The sequence below is a fragment of the Paenibacillus sp. 1781tsa1 genome (assembly GCF_024159265.1).
Taxonomy (GTDB): Bacteria; Bacillota; Bacilli; order Paenibacillales; family Paenibacillaceae; genus Paenibacillus.
This window is the reverse complement of sequence record NZ_JAMYWY010000001.1, coordinates 2,074,005-2,089,892: the sequence shown is the minus strand read 5'-3', so window position 1 is coordinate 2,089,892 and position 15,888 is coordinate 2,074,005. Positions and strand designations below refer to the sequence as shown.

Below are 15,888 nucleotides of genomic sequence, written 5' to 3'. Positions count from 1 at the left end.
TTCAAGTAGTTCAGCTTTCCACCTGTTCACTTTGGACCGCTGAAGGTGTATCCTCGACACCCTCTACACCTGTGATCATCACAGACAGAGCTGTCAGCAGGTTAATTTCATAAGGCGAAGATAAAGTCTGGCCGTCTGCATCTTTTAGAACACGGATAAGTGGACGTTGAGGAACACGTGAATGAATGGATGCAACTACCCCAACCTCTCCTGTACTGAGTGTTACTGAAAGACCTACCGGGTATATCGCGACACAATCCCTGAACTTCTCCAGCATCCTTTGTTCATACAGGGTCCCTGAACCAGTATACAGCACCTCGACCGCCTGATGTGGCAACAAGGCTTGCTTGTACACCCGATTCGTCGTCATGGCATCATAGGAATCAGCAAGCGCAATCCATTTGGCATATTCATGAATTTCCTTGTCTTTCAAACCAAAGGGGTACCCGCTTCCATCAATTCGTTCATGGTGCTGCAATGCACAATGCGCAGATAGAAGCGGTATGCCTGGTTCATCTTTGAGAATACGGTGTCCATATGTAGTGTGCTGCTGAATGATTTTGAATTCCTCGTCACTCAATCTGGAAGGTTTGTGCAGAATTTCCGGTGCAATCTGTGTCTTGCCAATATCATGCAACAAAGCGCCCAGCCCAATCTCCATTAACTGCTGGCGTGTGTAACCGGAAGCGACACCAAGAACCAGTGTGTACACACATACATTCAGGGAATGATTATACAGGTCAAAATCACTGGAGTTCATGTCCATCAGCATAATCATGGCTTCCTTTTGACTGCCGATGTCTTCCAGAATGGCATTCATCACACCACTAAGCGCTTTACCGAAATGGGGAATCTGATTTTTGGTTTTTAGTCCTGACATACTCTGGAATTGCTGTTTGATCTCTACCAGTGCTTTCCTTTTGGTCGCTTCCTGCAACATATCTGGAACGATGATGTCCTCTGTCGCAGCATCTTTAATATACACATAACCAATCCCGATATCCTTGAGGCGTCCAATTAATCGACTTGTTAGCTCTACATCCTCACTAAGTAATACAAGGCCTTCTTCACTATAAATACGTTTCCCCAGCTTCATGCCAGGCTGCAATAAGTTTATATGTACTAAACGCACAGCCTATCCTCTCCCGCTCCGTAGATGTAATTACCACTAGCCGCCGCTTCAGCAGAAGGCAAGTACTTTAATTTAACTTTGAATGCCAGCGGGCTCGCAGGCTGTCGTCCAGAGCCCCTGGTCGTTTTATTTCCGTTTCCAGCAAATCGCGTATGAATTCCGGAAGATGATAGAGTGTACGGGTTCCATGAGCCAGAGGAGGATACCCCACATTGAACGTAAACATGTCTAGCGTTCCAACGATATACTCACACTGTTCATCCATAGGCTCACCATTAATGGATATGGTCTGGATCTTCTCATAGGCAGGCGCATGTGGATTGTATTGAACTTCCATGCCGTCCATACATAACGTACCTAGAATTTGACCACGAAAACCAAATCCCACAATAGGCTTACCTGAAAAATCGTCCAACAAGGACTGCTCAAGTGCTTCACGAATATGACTTCCACTCAAGCATATTGTACAAGCATTTATAGGAGATGGACATAGGGAATGCAACATTCCTTTTGTAATATTACCTTGTGGAAGATCTCCGAGAAGCTGGCCAGCATTCACCAGAGACAGCTGTGCCCCCGTGAAATGACGAACAGCTTGTGCAAGCAATGTTGCTAACGGGGATTCCCGATCATACGCGATGGGCAGCACCCGGTCTGTTATCACTGCCGTCTGATTGAGTGTCCTTTCGGCTTCCGTACGATTCGTAGCGATTGCCAGCGCCACCTGATCATCCAGTGATAGACTCTTGGCAACCACACAACCGCTACTTACCAGTTGAAGAGGTTCTCCCACGCTTGCTCGTTCCAGAACCACTTTCCCAAGCCATTGCCCGAATTTCCCAGCTGCGCCCAGCACGGTCTGACCAATGACTAATGGTTCTTCGAGAACATGATGGGTATGTCCACCGAGAATAACATCAATTCCAGTAATCTGCTCCGCCAGTCTCCGATCTGTCGAAAGTCCCAGATGTGAAAGAATAACCACCACATCCACTTCATCACGTAACGCCTCCACTTGAGCTCTTAGTGACTCCACAGGGTCCAGTACATCCCACCCAAGCAGTTCGTAAAACGTGGTGAAAGGGGCGGTTGCCCCCAGCAAACCAATGCGAAATGGACCTTTCTCCACAATCAGAGAAGGTTTCATCCACACTGGCGGAAGGCCAGTATCTTGCTCCACAACATTGCCGCAAACCACAGGACACAGAAGTCCAGCGTAGGACTGCGCGAGCTGATCTGGCGTAAAGGTAAGTCCTTCGTTGTTACCGATTGTAATGGCATCGTATCCCGTCAAGTTAATAACATCAACATTAGCCGTACCCAGTGTTCCCTCTGTTTCAACGGCCATCCGGTCCATATGATCGCCGATATCCAATACAAGGAGGTTGCCACCTAGGTCACGTTCCTCATTGATCATAGCGGCGATGGTGCTCATGGAGCCGAAGTGGCTATGAATGTCATTAGTGTGTAGAATCGTTAACGTTTGCTTCTCCCTGGTGCTCATCACACCGCCTCCTTTGCTCTTCAATAAACGTTCATTCTTCTAATGGATAAGCATAACATTTTCCTCGTCGTTATGATATATTTAAAGGGTTTAGAGATCAAAAAGAGGTGAGTCATATCCATGAAATTGACAATTCAACTATTTGCAGGCATTGCAGAACGTTTAAATACATCCCTTCTGGAATTTGAGTATATTGGAGGCATTCCGACTCCTGCCGATTTAAAAGAAAAACTGAGTCTGGCTTACCCAGAGGCAGCTTCCCAGATAAGGACATCCTTTTTGGCAGTTAACCAGCAGTACGCTCCTGCCGATACTATAATTAGATCAGAAGACGAACTAGCCTTGATTCCACCAGTCTCTGGAGGCGATGGTACGGCTATGCCCGATAAAAAGCCTGAGCCTGCCTCTTCTGAGCATCGAACGGAAGATGGGTTATTCCTGATTACAGAGTCCACCTTGTCTGTGGAAGCAACAACGGCGCTAGTGATTACCCCGAATCACGGGGCAGCTCTCACTTTTGTAGGTACGACTCGTGAAATGACTGGTGAACAGCGCACCGTCCATCTTGAATATGAGGCCTATGTGCCGATGGCTCTTTCTCAGATGGCGGCCATTGGTGTGGAAATCTCCGATCGCTGGCCTGGCGTGTTATGTGCAATCAGTCACCGAATCGGCAAAGTGGATGTGGCAGAAATTAGTGTAGTCATTGCCGTTTCCTCACCTCACCGTAACGACTGCTATGATGCAAGCCGCTACGCCATAGAGAGACTCAAACAGACCGTTCCAATCTGGAAAAAGGAAATCTGGGAAGATGGATCTGAATGGAAAGGCCATCAATTAGGACCATGGAACCCCATGGATAACTAAACAATGAGCCTTTACACCTTTTTAGACAGAGTGGGTTAATAGTAAATAAGTCGTTGTCAACCCATTTTTTTCTTGTTATTATAATGTTATGTGTCGATATTAGTCGAGGAAAAGGTGGTTTATACGTGAGAGTGCATGTTACTGATCTTAAACCTGGCGACCTGTTAAAAAATGATGTATACAACAGTTCGGGTCTCCACATCCTGATGAAAGGTTCCTCCCTCAGTGAAGATGATTTGTCCAAGCTGCTGCAACATGGAATCGATTACGCAGATGTAGAACATACAACATCCGACCTACACTCTGATGCACAAACCTTACCTTCCGATCAAACCCGTCTGTTAACTAATCTGTTTAACGATACGATCAAAGGTACTGAATCTCTATTTCAACAAGCGATGGAGAAGGGTTTTATTGATGAGACACAAGTCGATGAGATTTTGATAACCCTAACGGGGCAGCTGGAAAAACAGAAAGATGTTGTCTCCTTGTTGCTTATGCTGGATGGGGATAGCGATTATACGTATAACCATTCATTGCAAGTCGGAATGCTCGCTTTTTATATCGCCGGCTGGATGGGGTATAATCCCGAGGAATGTCTAACGGTAGCCAAAGCAGGATATCTTCATGATATTGGTAAGTCCAAGATTCCTTCGGAAATCTTACATAAACCTGGTAAATTGACCACGGAAGAATTCGACGAAATGAAGAAACACACATTCTATGGGTACGATATTATTAAAGAATCCACGCAGGATGAAATTCTGGCAACGGTTGCACTTCAGCATCATGAGCGCGAAGATGGAAGTGGTTATCCTCATGGACTGCGAAGAGACGAGATCCACCCTTATGCCCGTATAACTGCTGTAGCGGACGTTTACAGCGCCATGACGACCAATCGGGTGTATCAAACCAAACAGGAGCTTATCTCTGTTCTGTGTGAACTGTACAGCCTCAGTTTCGGTCAGCTAAATGGTGAAGCAACGCAAGAACTGATCAAGCACATGCTGCCTAATTTTATCGGTAAAAGGGTTCTGCTCACCACGGGTCAGACGGGACTAATTGTGATGAATAATCCTGCGGATTACTTCCGACCACTCGTTCAGACCTCTACGGCCTTTATCGATTTAGCGAAAGAAAGAGATATTGCTATCGTTGAGATCTATGTACAGTAACTGTTCATTGTACAGAGCATGCATACGAAGAACCAAAAAGAAGTAGCTTATATAACCAACTCATTGTTGGCATATGACAAAAGGGAAGCCGTAATCGGCTTCCCTTTGTTTATTCCGATTCGATCATGTTGGATTACACGCAGAATGCTTTTGTGATGATAACCAACAGAATGAACAGTACCAAGATTGCACCAGTGTTAGTGAACATATTGTATCCACCAACGCCACCTACTCCGCCTACGTTGCCTCCACAGCCATATCCTACTTCGCTCATGTGATTGCCTCCTCTTCATCAGGTATACCCTAACATATGACGTTCACCGACCTAATGAACCGGGCGAAGTGGCAACATTCCACAATTGGTTGCCTGCCTGGTTCTGCCCTGAAGATTCGACCTATTCATAAATCCCGTACTTCTGAATGATCTATATATTCTTATCCGAATGAACCTGGATGCCTTTTTCCTTGCGGTGCATGATAACAAGTAATCTCCAAAAATCATAACTGCCTTTGTCGTTCATAATAAACGGTCGATAATAATCAAACGCTTGCTGCGCCCATGTGGGACAATCCATATTGGAAAGTTGCTCCTGTTGCTGAATCCATTCCCCTTGAATCTCCAGCATTTTCTGCATGGCTTCAAATATTCTCTTCTGCTCCGTGGTCATCGGCAGAGCCTCCTGTTCCTGAGTTGCAGTTCCATATTCGGCCTCTAGATATGCACCCGGTTCCGTCACACCCTCTTCACTGGCTGTATATCCGTAAGATGGTGCACTTGTTTTACGAATCTCATAATGTACATGCGGGCCAGTACTCTGACCCGTGCTTCCCTGATTACCGATCAGCTGACCTCGCTTCACCTGCTGTCCAACAGTTACGGCAATACGCGAAAGGTGAGCATAACAATGCAAATAGCCTCGATGATCTTGAAGGGCAACTGTAAGCCCGTAACCGCCGAATCCGGAGCCTGTAACTCCTTCGGAAGCAAAACGTACCTTGCCTTCCATAAAGGCATAGACGGGGCCATTCCAGGGCTCTGTCACGAGATCAATTCCGCGGTGAAATGTCTGTCCACCATGAATGGGATGAATGCGATAGCCGAATGAACTTGTAATCCGATATCCCTCGAAAGGGTTCACGCTCATACACTCACATCCTTTTCTATCATTAAATGCTTAAATCTATGAAATGGCTTGTGCTATTGGTCTTATTTTATTACAAAAAAGCACCGCTCAGAATATCATTAGGGAAACCTTCTGGTCTCACCAAGGTATATTCCAAGCGGCGCGCGATGCTACTATGATTAAGCTTATCAGTTACATCCTATGTTTTTAGTTCAACCACTACATACTTCTAATTCAGAGGTCTGCATATGACACCTAACTGATCCAATTCCTGTCCTGCTCTTCCATAAAATCCGGCGATATACCACCCTATCGGTGCCTCAAGTTTAATTTGATCTGATGTCTTTTGTCCGCCTTCAATTTTATTTCCAAGGTTGGTCGACAACTCCACGTAAAAGATCCGTTTACCTCCATTTCGTGTCCCCTGACCAATTGTTGCCTGAGTTAAGTACTCTCCGTCTGCCAAGTTAAGTGTAGCAATGTTCGATTGACCACCATGTGCCAGATTTGTTCCATCCCTGTACAACGTTGAGATGCCGTCTACACGATTGCCCGAGTTGAGCACTACTGAGCTAGGTCTGGAATCCGGAATTCGATCTAGGTCATTAAACCCGGTCCCCCCGGATCCTCCAATCGTTGAACTAAGTTGGTACTGAGAAGAAGTACTGTACACGAATTCTGCTGTAATCGGATAATGATCAGAGAGTTGCTTGCCACTCGGATCAACAAACGTTTGATTTTCTAAACGATAGCTCTGTGCATTAAGGGACAACGCTTTACTTCCTCGATACAAAATTTTGTCGACAATTTCATAGTTCGGACCATGTATATCGCTTGCATCCATAAGAGCATCCCCATCAGCGGGAATGTTTCCACCTCGAATCAAATCGATCCACGGATCGCTTAATCCATTCTCAGTCATGAGCAACTCTATATTGTCAGCCGCACGGGTGTAGCGTGTATTGGTATCCCCGAATACGATAACCGCATTTCCGTCCGAGTGCTCCTTTATGTAATTGGAGAGTTGTTTAATATTATCTCGTCTGGCCTCAAGCGATTTTTCATCGCTCCCTGCGTCTGCATGCAAGTTGTACACGTCCACTTTCACCTGAGGTGCGATCTCATATGTAGCTGCTGTAAACCCTTTTGGAGTCAATTCATCACTTCCATTGTCAAAAAGACCGGATCGCTTATCCCAGGTAATACGCTTCAAGTCACGGAATGGATATTTGGACAGACTGTTCAACCCACTACCAAAACCCGCAATTCCGCTTGTTGTCGTTAAATACGGCAGAGTGACCTGGGATATCAACTCATTATGATAATTAAAATCCTCTTGCACATTAATGATGTCATAGTCATTTAATTTGGGAGATATCTGAACAGTGTACTCCTTAGGATTGGAACTGGATACCAGATCCGGAAGACCACCTACATTGTAACTAAGTACGTTGAATGAACCGGATACCATTACAGCATCTTCTGCACTTGCCGTTGATGAAAATAACGGAAAACTCGTAAAGGCAACAACAGCAGACAATACCAAGGCTGCTCCCTTTTTAACTATACTTCTTCGCATCATATACCTCCTCATATTAGAATCTATTCAAATATATGTAACATTCGTTAATGGAAGAATAAATCTGTTCTATTCATTTGTATAATCTAATATTTCAGTCAGAAATATCTGACCAATTGATCCCACATACCACTTTCTCATCATCTTGTTTGGGCAACAAAAAAAGATCAAGGGAATATCTCCCTTGATCTTTCTTATATTCATATGCGAACACCTGAGCCTTACTGCCGCTTAACATCAACAGTAAGGTTCAACTTCACGGTATCAAAAGGCGCTGTATTGGATTAACCAATAGAGCCTTCCATTTCGAATTTGATCAATCTATTCATCTCAACGGCGTATTCCATTGGCAATTCCTTCGTGAATGGCTCAATGAATCCCATGATGATCATCTGTGTAGCTTCAGCATCCGTCAAACCGCGGCTCATCAGGTAGAAGAGTTGATCCTCAGACACTTTGGATACCGTAGCTTCATGCTCCAGCATGATGTTATCATTCATGATTTCATTGTAAGGAATTGTATCTGATGTGGACTCATTATCGAGAATGAGTGTATCACACTTGATATTGGATTTCGCGCCCTCAGCTTGACGTCCAAAGGAAGCCAAACCACGGTACGTTACTTTACCACCATGTTTACTGATGGACTTGGATACGATTGTAGATGTTGTATCCGGAGCCAAGTGGATCATTTTCGCACCTGCATCTTGGTGCTGGTTTTTACCAGCAACAGCGATGGAGAGTACGGAACCTTTAGCTCCACGGCCTTTCAGTACAACCGCTGGATATTTCATCGTCAGTTTGGAACCGATGTTACCATCGACCCATTCCATCGTTGCATTTTCTTCTGCAACCGCACGTTTCGTAACGAGGTTGTAGATGTTTGGTGCCCAGTTTTGAATCGTTGTGTAACGAACACGGGCATTTTTCTTACAAATGATCTCAACGACCGCACTGTGCAGTGAGTTCGTGCTGTAGATCGGAGCTGTACAGCCCTCTACATAGTGAACAAAACTGTCTTCGTCCGCAATGATGAGTGTACGCTCGAATTGTCCCATATTCTCGGAGTTAATCCGGAAGTAGGCTTGCAGAGGCACTTCACATTTAACGCCCTTAGGCACGTAGATGAAGCTTCCTCCGGACCATACCGCACTATTCAATGCAGCAAATTTGTTATCTGCTGGCGGAATAACTGTTGCAAAATATTCACGCAGGATTTCCGGATGCTCTCTGAGAGCCGTATCCGTATCCATGAAGATTACACCTTGATCTTCCAATTCCTTTTGCATGTTGTGGTATACAACCTCAGACTCATACTGAGCCGATACCCCTGCAAGGAACTTTTGCTCTGCTTCAGGGATACCCAATTTGTCAAAGGTTTCCTTAATTTCAGAAGGAACCTCTTCCCATGTTTTCCCTTGTTTTTCAGAAGCACGAACGTAGTACTGAATTTCATTGAAATCCAATCCGTCGAGATCTCCGCCCCATTTCGGCATTGGCATCTTTTCGAATTGTTTCAAGGATTTCAGTCGGAATTCCAACATCCATTCCGGTTCGTTCTTGATCCGGGAAATCTCGGTAACTACCTCTGCAGTAAGACCTTTACCGGTTTGAAAGATGGATTTGTGCTCGTCGCGAAAACCATATTTATACTCTTCCATTTCTGGTGCTTTTTTAGCCATCTTGCTCTACCTCCCTATCGTTATTGTACTTTGTTCTCTTCGTCAATCCCTTTGCGTAATGCATTCCAGGCCAGAGTGGCACATTTGATGCGTGCAGGGAACTTGTTCACACCGGATAGGGCTTCGAGATCTTCATAATCGTCGAAATCGACTTCTTCACCTTTCATCAGTGAGGAAAAACGGTTAGCGATATCGAGTGCCTGTTCCATCGTTTTGCCTTTGACGGCCTCCGTCATCATTGATGCAGAGGACATGCTGATGGAGCAGCCTTCACCCGTATATTTGGCTTCCTGAACGATTCCGTCTTTCAGCAAAATTTGCAGTGAAATCCGGTCGCCGCACGTTGGATTGTTCAAATTCACCGTGACAGCGTCATTATCAAATGTTCCGCGGTTACGCGGGTTTTTGTAGTGGTCCATTATAACACGTCTGTACAGATCATCAAGTTGCATCGCCAAAGTACTCCTTTGTCTGGATTAAGGCGCTGACAAGCCGATCTACATCTTGTTCGTTATTGTATAGATAGAAGCTGGCGCGAGCTGTTGAGCTAACTTCAAGCCAGCGCATTAGCGGTTGACAGCAATGGTGTCCGGCACGAATGGCTACGCCACTCGCATCCAGTACGGTTGCCACATCATGCGGATGAACATCCCCCAGATTAAAGGTAACCACACCCACATGCCGCTTCGCTGGGCCATAGATGGTTAACCCATCGATCTCGGCCAGACGTTCCGTTGCATAAGCTGCCAGCACGCTCTCATGATGTGCAATCTCATCCATACCAATCTGTTCCAGGAAATCAATGGCAGCTCCCAAACCTACCGCACCTGCGATAATCGGGGTTCCGCCTTCGAACTTCCAAGGAAGCTCTTTCCAGTTAGATTCGTATAGACCTACATCATCGATCATTTCACCGCCGAACTCAATGGGTTCCATGGACTCCAGCAGCGCCTTTTTGCCGTAGAGTGCACCGATTCCGGTTGGTCCGCACATTTTATGACCGGATAATGCATAGAAATCACAGTCCAGATCCTGCACGTCCACCTTCATATGAGGTGTGCTTTGTGCGCCATCAACAACGATGACAGCACCATTGCGGTGTGCAATTTCAGCAATTTGTTTCACGGGATGGATCAGACCCATAACATTGGATACATATGCGATTGCTACAATTTTAGTATTGTTCGTAATCGTCTTCTCGACATCAGCCAATTCAATATGACCGTCAGGCTGAAGCGGGATGTATTTCAATGTTGCACCTGTCTCCTTGGCAACCTGCTGCCAAGGAATCAGATTACTATGGTGCTCCATTTGTGTGATAACAATTTCATCGCCTTCTTTGCAATTGGCGCGGGCGTATGATGAAGCCACCAGATTCAGGGCTGTCGTTGTCCCGCGGGTAAAGATAATCTCCTGGGTACTACGGGCATTGATAAACTTGGCTACCTTCTCACGTGCGCCTTCGTAAGCGTCGGTTGCACGGCTTCCAAGGGTATGAACACCACGATGTACGTTGGAGTTCTCATACTCATAATAATGTTTGACTGCTTCGATCACAGCACGAGGCTTCTGTGAAGTTGCAGCACTATCTAAATATACGAGCGGGTGTCCGTTAATTTCCTGGTGGAGGATCGGGAACTGCTCGCGAATGGACGGGTTCATTGTCCCAGCTTCTTCTCAATCAGGGACTGCAATTGGGTGCGCAGTGCTTCCAGAGGAATATCCGCCACCACCGGAGCCAGGAAGCCATAGATGATCAGGCGTTCGGCATCCGTACGGTTAATTCCGCGCGACATCAAGTAATGAATCTGCTCGGCATTGACTTGACCAACAGAAGCCGCGTGACCTGCTGTTACATCATCCTCATCAATCAGAAGGATTGGGTTGGCGTCTCCACGTGCTTTAGGGCTCAGCATCAACACTTTCTCTGTCTGCTGTCCATCAGCTTTGGTAGCGCCTTTCTCAATCTTCGTGATGCCGTTGATGATTGCAGAAGCTTCTTCACGCATAACTGCACGTGTAATCATCTGACTTGGCGTATTCTTGCCGAAGTGACGAGCTTCTGTGGTGTAGTTAATTTTCTGGGAACCGGAACCTACAGCAATAACTTTGGAATCAGAACTTGATCCATTGCCTTTCAGCACGGTCATCGTGTTGCTCGCTGTGTCGCCATTGTTCATTTCGCCTACAATCCACTCGATGGAAGCATCATTCTCCAACACTGCACGACGGAATGAAACATCAGTTACATTCACACTCAGTTGATGAACCGATGCAAAACGTACTTTAGCACCGGATTTTGCGAATACTTCCACAACACCATTATGGAAAACAGGTGCGGACAGTTCGCCAGATACATAGTTGTCAACATAAGTTACTGAACTGTTTGCTTCTGCAACTACGAGCACGTGAGGTGCAAACGTTGCAGATGCATCATCGGTAAGCAACACTGCTTGCAGTGGTACTTCGATTTCAACATTTTTCGGAACATACAGGAAGACCCCACCATTCCAAAGTGCCGCATGCAATGCAGCGAGAGAATGCTCATCGGCTTTCACCGCTGTGTTCAGATATGATTTTACCAAATCGCCGTGTTCGCGAACCGCTGTAGCCAGATCCGTAAAGATAACTCCTTTTGCTGCCAGATCTGCAGACACCTTGGAGTATACTGTACCGGAATTGCGCTGGATAACCAGACTGCCTTCAGCTTGATCCTGAACCAGATCTTTGATAGAAGCAGGTACTTCTGTCAAAGAAGAAATAGCTTCACTTGTTTTATATGTTCCGTACTCGCTGACATTCCAGCGTTCGATTTTTTGTTTTTCCAGTTTAGGAAGCGCAAGCCCACTCGCAAGCTTCAAAGCTTCGAGTCGCTGTTCGGTCAACCAGCCGGGTTCATTGTTGCTTTCCGACAAGGCGCGAAGCGCTTCAGATTCAACCGGAAGAATTGTTTGTGTAGTCATTAATTAATCCTCCTCCGTTTTGTCTTTACGCTTCTTGACCTACAGTTTCGTCTGTAATTCCCAGCTCTTCCTTAACCCAGTCATATCCTTCAGCTTCCAGACGGTGTGCCAGTTCAGGTCCGCCAGATTTCACGATACGACCTTGCATCATAACGTGTACGTAGTCAGGAGTAATGTAGTTAAGCAGGCGTTGATAGTGAGTGATGATCAAGAAACCACGATCTTCGCTCTTCATTGCATTTACACCGTTTGCCACAATTTTCAGAGCATCGATGTCCAGACCGGAGTCAATTTCATCGAGTACTACGATTTTCGGATCAAGCAGCATCATTTGCAGAATCTCGTTACGTTTTTTCTCACCACCGGAGAAACCTTCATTCAAATAACGGTGAGCGAACTCAGGGTTCATGTCGAGTTCTTTCATTTTACCTTCCATTTGACGAATGAACTTGATCAGGGAGATCTCGTTACCTTCGCCGCGACGTGCGTTAATTGCACTACGCAAGAAGTCGGAGTTAGTCACACCAGCGATTTCACTTGGATATTGCATAGCCAGGAAGAGACCTGCACGTGCACGCTCATCTACTGCCATATCCAATACATCTTCACCATCAAGTGTAATTGTACCGTCAGTTACTTCATATTTCGGATGACCCATCAATGCAGAAGCCAGAGTTGATTTACCTGTTCCGTTCGGACCCATGATTGCGTGGATTTCTCCACCTTTCATTTCCAGGTTGATGCCTTTCAGGATTTCCTTACCTTCGATCGTCGCTTTCAGACCTTCAATGACGAAATTCGTAGCCATGTGTATTGTTTCCCTCCATTGATTAAATTGATGTTTACTGTCGAAAACGAAAAAGCGCCTATTATATCTGAACAGGGCTTCCCCTGAATTTCTCTTGTACTCGAATCTTCAAAGCAAGAACACTTTAGAATAATTCTAAACTGATTCTCAATGATAATCAAGCTATTTCCTAACAGTGTTTATTCCTTGCAGGAAACATTATTCTTTCTGATTCTATAATAAATACCAGATTGAATCAAATGAGAAAACATCTCCCGCCGAGATGGACAGTGAGAAAAATCACAGAAAATCAAGCTTTCATCATATCTGCTACACACTAATCTAAAAAAAGGACTTATCCATATTATGGACAAGCCCCTTCATTAATAATATTACAATTTGAGCATCTCGTTAATCTTCTGTACCTGTTCGTCAAAATCCGCAACGTCCACCACCGGCGTCATTTCGCGCGGCACCGGACCATTCGGAATAGAAATCCATGAACGACAGCCATTATATTCAGGCAAAACGGGGATTTCCATCGGTTCTTTCAAAAGGTACACACGTAAAATCAATACATGGAGCGGATCTTTCCGTTTCCATTTCAAACGGTCTTCGGCAAAATCCGCTGTCCACATATGAAAGTCAAGAAGTCGATCCAGCATCTCCTGATCTCGTATCTCCAGATCCTGTGTTACTTCGGCATATGCAGTAATACGGATTGTCGAAGCTTCGGGCACCCATTCGGCCAATGATTCTTCAACATAGGATTGATCCGAGGACTTAATCAGTTCTTTACGCTGATGTTCATAAGTCGGATACAGGTAAAACGCCGGACTTTTCAGCTCAAAATGTCGGGTTTCCTCTACAATCCCACCTTTGCGCATCACCATAATTTGGCGACCCGATTCCAGTGCTTTGATTGCTGAAGCCCATTCTTTTAAAGCTGGTATCATTGGTTCTAACATAAGCGGTTCCTCCCCCTATCATTCTTGTCAGCAGTATAGACGCTCAAGGCGTTTCTGACAACATGATTGGGATCAGAAAGCTTACGTAAGAAACATACTTGTATTAGATTAAATCTTGGCTGTATTAACCAAGGAAAGAGCGAAGCATCCACATGTGTTTCTCAAGGTCAGCCTTGAAGCCTGTCAGCATATCGGATGTCGGTTGATCTTCAGCTGCATCTGCAACCTCGATACCTTCCTGATATTCATTCGAAAGTGTAGCGAAGTCCTCGATCAGGTTTTGCACCATTGTCTTCGCGTCTTCGCCACCTGCTGCTTCCTGGATAGAGGAAAGTTCCAAATACTCTTTCATTGTAGCTGCCGGGCTACCTTTTAGCGTAAGAATACGCTCCGCGATTTCATCCATTTGCACGGTAACTTCGTTGTAGAACTCTTCGAATTTCACATGCAACGTAAAGAAGTTAGGTCCTTTAACGTACCAGTGATAGTTATGAATTTTGACATACAATACGTTCAGGTTAGCTACCTGACGATTAAGTACTTGTTCCACCGATTTCGCTTGATCTGTTTTGTTTTTTGTAGCCATATGAATCCCATCCTTTTATTTAAAATTAGTCTGTCATGCCATGATAAGCAGGTTGTCCCGCAATGCATAACAGAGAGTTAACCATGTATCACCACTTGGTAGCGGAGAGGCTTATGAACAGCGTTTCTCTCAACTGTCCGGCCTATTTGTTTTTACCCTTGAACAGGAAGTTCGAATCAGGATCAACTTGGCTTGTCTCAAAAAAAAGTTCAAAAACCGCGCTATTTCCGATATACTGACATATACCAAGCAAAGAAGTGGGTTTTCCTGTTTCTTCATATATATGGAGGTGGCACCTTTGTCCGAATATCGCCCTTTAACCCCCCAGGATGCAATTGAACTGGCCAAAACATTACCGGGTCCATTTGCGGCAGATGCAAATCTGGATTGTCACGAGATCGGCGACGGCAATCTGAATTTGGTATTCCACATCACGGATCAGAACTCCGATAAAAGTATCATTATCAAACAGGCGCTTCCTTATGCGAAAGTGGTTGGAGAATCATGGCCACTCTCTCTCGTACGTGCCCGAATTGAACGTGAAATTCTTCAAGAAGAGTACCGTCTGTGTCCAGGGATGGTACCCGAAGTGTATCATTACGATGATGACCTCGCGTTAACGGTTATGGAAGATCTGAGTGATCATGTGATCATGCGCAAAGGTCTGATCGAAGGTGTTTCCTATCCTCTTTTTGCACAGCATATTGGGGAATTCATGGCAAGAACACTGTTCTTTACATCCGACTTGGGCATGGATCAGCAATTGAAGAAGGAACAACAGGGCAGATTCATTAATCCGGATCAATGCAAAATAACGGAAGATCTGATCTTTGATGAACCCTACCGGATCGCTGAAAAAAATAATTATGATGCTTCCATTGAAGATGAAGCTGAAGCCCTTCGAACGGATGGGGAGCTTCACCTTGAAGTAGCCTTGCTGCGGGAAAAATTCCTGACACATGGACAGGCACTGCTTCATGGAGATCTGCACACAGGCAGTATTTTTGTTACACCTGAATCGACCAAAGTCATCGATCCCGAATTTGCATTTTACGGCCCCATGGGATTCGATGTCGGTGCAGTCCTTGCGAACCTGCTCTTGAATTACGCATCCCTGCCAGGATGGATTCAGGATGAGACTGCTTTGCGTGAGCGTGAAACGCTTTTGCTGAATATGGTTCGTGATGTATGGACTGAATTTGAATCCCGTTTCCGTGCCCTCTGGGCTAATGACCTGGTGGATCCGATGGCAAAAACGCCTGGGTATCAGGAGCTGTATGTGCAACAATTGTTCAGGGATTCGATCGGCTTTGCAGGTGCCAAAATGGTTCGTCGTATCGTGGGACTCGCTCACGTAGCGGATATAGATACCATTCCAAATGCAACTGAACGTGAACGTTCTCAGCGTAAATCATTGGCCATTGGCAAAGCGTTGATCAAAAATAATCGTCGCTTGAATACCATCGGTGAAGTACTGGATATTGTATCTACAGCTGTTACTACGACTAAGGCTTAACATAA

General features: G+C 45.3%; 15 protein-coding genes. 3 read left to right on the top strand and 12 right to left on the bottom strand.

Translation table 11 applies throughout. The annotated features are described in order from the left end of the window. Window positions 1-10 precede the first annotated feature (10 nt). Window positions 11-1,132 (bottom strand): HD-GYP domain-containing protein, encoded by a 1,122-nt coding sequence (locus NKT06_RS09430; RefSeq protein WP_253432991.1) that lies wholly within the window; start codon window positions 1,130-1,132, stop codon window positions 11-13. A 67-nt stretch (window positions 1,133-1,199) separates the two neighbouring features. Next, window positions 1,200-2,636, bottom strand: coding sequence for a bifunctional metallophosphatase/5'-nucleotidase (locus NKT06_RS09425; protein ID WP_253432988.1), 1,437 nt, complete (start codon window positions 2,634-2,636; stop codon window positions 1,200-1,202). Window positions 2,637-2,756: 120 nt separating this feature from the next. Here NKT06_RS09425 and NKT06_RS09420 point away from each other — a divergent pair, with 120 nt between their 5' ends. Then, window positions 2,757-3,503, top strand: a complete 747-nt coding sequence (locus NKT06_RS09420) for a molybdenum cofactor biosynthesis protein (RefSeq protein ID WP_253432984.1) — start codon at window positions 2,757-2,759, stop codon at window positions 3,501-3,503. Window positions 3,504-3,628: 125 nt separating this feature from the next. Further along, window positions 3,629-4,678 (top strand): HD-GYP domain-containing protein, encoded by a 1,050-nt coding sequence (locus NKT06_RS09415; RefSeq protein ID WP_253432981.1) that lies wholly within the window; start codon window positions 3,629-3,631, stop codon window positions 4,676-4,678. A 133-nt stretch (window positions 4,679-4,811) separates the two neighbouring features. Here NKT06_RS09415 and NKT06_RS09410 read toward each other — a convergent pair whose 3' ends face one another. From NKT06_RS09410 to NKT06_RS09365, 10 genes are all read right to left on the bottom strand, one after another. After that, window positions 4,812-4,952, bottom strand: a complete 141-nt coding sequence (locus NKT06_RS09410; RefSeq protein ID WP_017689533.1) for a hypothetical protein — start codon at window positions 4,950-4,952, stop codon at window positions 4,812-4,814. A 151-nt stretch (window positions 4,953-5,103) separates the two neighbouring features. Continuing rightward, a complete protein-coding gene (locus tag NKT06_RS09405; protein ID WP_253432979.1) occupies window positions 5,104-5,823 on the bottom strand; it encodes a M23 family metallopeptidase in 720 nt (239 codons plus the stop codon). 208 nt (window positions 5,824-6,031) lie between these two features. Further along, window positions 6,032-7,381 (bottom strand): jacalin-like lectin, encoded by a 1,350-nt coding sequence (locus NKT06_RS09400; RefSeq protein ID WP_253432976.1) that lies wholly within the window; start codon window positions 7,379-7,381, stop codon window positions 6,032-6,034. A gap of 284 nt (window positions 7,382-7,665) precedes the next feature. Beyond that, complete coding sequence (gene sufB / locus NKT06_RS09395) at window positions 7,666-9,063, bottom strand: Fe-S cluster assembly protein SufB (RefSeq protein ID WP_053780522.1); 1,398 nt, start codon at window positions 9,061-9,063, stop codon at window positions 7,666-7,668. A 20-nt stretch (window positions 9,064-9,083) separates the two neighbouring features. Continuing rightward, on the bottom strand, window positions 9,084-9,515 hold the full coding sequence (gene sufU / locus NKT06_RS09390) for a Fe-S cluster assembly sulfur transfer protein SufU (RefSeq protein ID WP_017689537.1): 432 nt from the start codon (window positions 9,513-9,515) through the stop codon (window positions 9,084-9,086). Then, the gene (locus NKT06_RS09385; RefSeq protein ID WP_091032625.1) at window positions 9,505-10,725 is read right to left on the bottom strand and encodes a cysteine desulfurase; all 1,221 of its coding nucleotides are present in this window, start codon (window positions 10,723-10,725) and stop codon (window positions 9,505-9,507) included. Before NKT06_RS09385 ends, sufU begins: the two co-directional genes overlap by 11 nt. Further along, window positions 10,722-12,026: a Fe-S cluster assembly protein SufD gene (sufD, locus tag NKT06_RS09380; RefSeq protein ID WP_091014617.1), complete on the bottom strand. Its 1,305-nt coding sequence runs from the start codon at window positions 12,024-12,026 to the stop codon at window positions 10,722-10,724. The genes NKT06_RS09385 and sufD overlap by 4 nt, the downstream gene beginning before the upstream one ends. A gap of 25 nt (window positions 12,027-12,051) precedes the next feature. Continuing rightward, window positions 12,052-12,834, bottom strand: a complete 783-nt coding sequence (gene sufC, locus NKT06_RS09375; protein WP_062833524.1) for a Fe-S cluster assembly ATPase SufC — start codon at window positions 12,832-12,834, stop codon at window positions 12,052-12,054. 371 nt (window positions 12,835-13,205) lie between these two features. Then, a complete protein-coding gene (locus NKT06_RS09370) occupies window positions 13,206-13,781 on the bottom strand; it encodes a DUF1802 family protein (RefSeq protein ID WP_253432973.1) in 576 nt (191 codons plus the stop codon). Between the two features lie 124 nt (window positions 13,782-13,905). Beyond that, window positions 13,906-14,367 carry a Dps family protein gene (locus NKT06_RS09365; protein WP_017689542.1) on the bottom strand — a complete coding sequence of 154 codons (462 nt, stop codon included), beginning with the start codon at window positions 14,365-14,367 and terminating at the stop codon, window positions 13,906-13,908. Between the two features lie 298 nt (window positions 14,368-14,665). Between NKT06_RS09365 and mtnK the strand changes: the two genes are divergently transcribed. Beyond that, window positions 14,666-15,883 (top strand): S-methyl-5-thioribose kinase, encoded by a 1,218-nt coding sequence (mtnK, locus tag NKT06_RS09360; protein WP_253432970.1) that lies wholly within the window; start codon window positions 14,666-14,668, stop codon window positions 15,881-15,883. Window positions 15,884-15,888 lie beyond the last annotated feature (5 nt).

What these genes read in the sequence shown, in the direction of transcription:
- NKT06_RS09385 (WP_091032625.1), bottom strand. Translation starts at nt 10,725, where the DNA reads ATGAACCCGTCCATTCGCGAGCAGTTCCCGATCCTCCACCAGGAAATT.
- NKT06_RS09425 (WP_253432988.1), bottom strand. Translation starts at nt 2,636, where the DNA reads ATGAGCACCAGGGAGAAGCAAACGTTAACGATTCTACACACTAATGAC.
- NKT06_RS09410 (WP_017689533.1), bottom strand. Translation starts at nt 4,952, where the DNA reads ATGAGCGAAGTAGGATATGGCTGTGGAGGCAACGTAGGCGGAGTAGGT.
- NKT06_RS09420 (WP_253432984.1), top strand. Translation starts at nt 2,757, where the DNA reads ATGAAATTGACAATTCAACTATTTGCAGGCATTGCAGAACGTTTAAAT.
- NKT06_RS09365 (WP_017689542.1), bottom strand. Translation starts at nt 14,367, where the DNA reads ATGGCTACAAAAAACAAAACAGATCAAGCGAAATCGGTGGAACAAGTA.
- sufC (WP_062833524.1), bottom strand. Translation starts at nt 12,834, where the DNA reads ATGGCTACGAATTTCGTCATTGAAGGTCTGAAAGCGACGATCGAAGGT.
- sufD (WP_091014617.1), bottom strand. Translation starts at nt 12,026, where the DNA reads ATGACTACACAAACAATTCTTCCGGTTGAATCTGAAGCGCTTCGCGCC.
- sufU (WP_017689537.1), bottom strand. Translation starts at nt 9,515, where the DNA reads ATGCAACTTGATGATCTGTACAGACGTGTTATAATGGACCACTACAAA.
- NKT06_RS09400 (WP_253432976.1), bottom strand. Translation starts at nt 7,381, where the DNA reads ATGCGAAGAAGTATAGTTAAAAAGGGAGCAGCCTTGGTATTGTCTGCT.
- sufB (WP_053780522.1), bottom strand. Translation starts at nt 9,063, where the DNA reads ATGGCTAAAAAAGCACCAGAAATGGAAGAGTATAAATATGGTTTTCGC.
- NKT06_RS09405 (WP_253432979.1), bottom strand. Translation starts at nt 5,823, where the DNA reads ATGAGCGTGAACCCTTTCGAGGGATATCGGATTACAAGTTCATTCGGC.
- NKT06_RS09370 (WP_253432973.1), bottom strand. Translation starts at nt 13,781, where the DNA reads ATGTTAGAACCAATGATACCAGCTTTAAAAGAATGGGCTTCAGCAATC.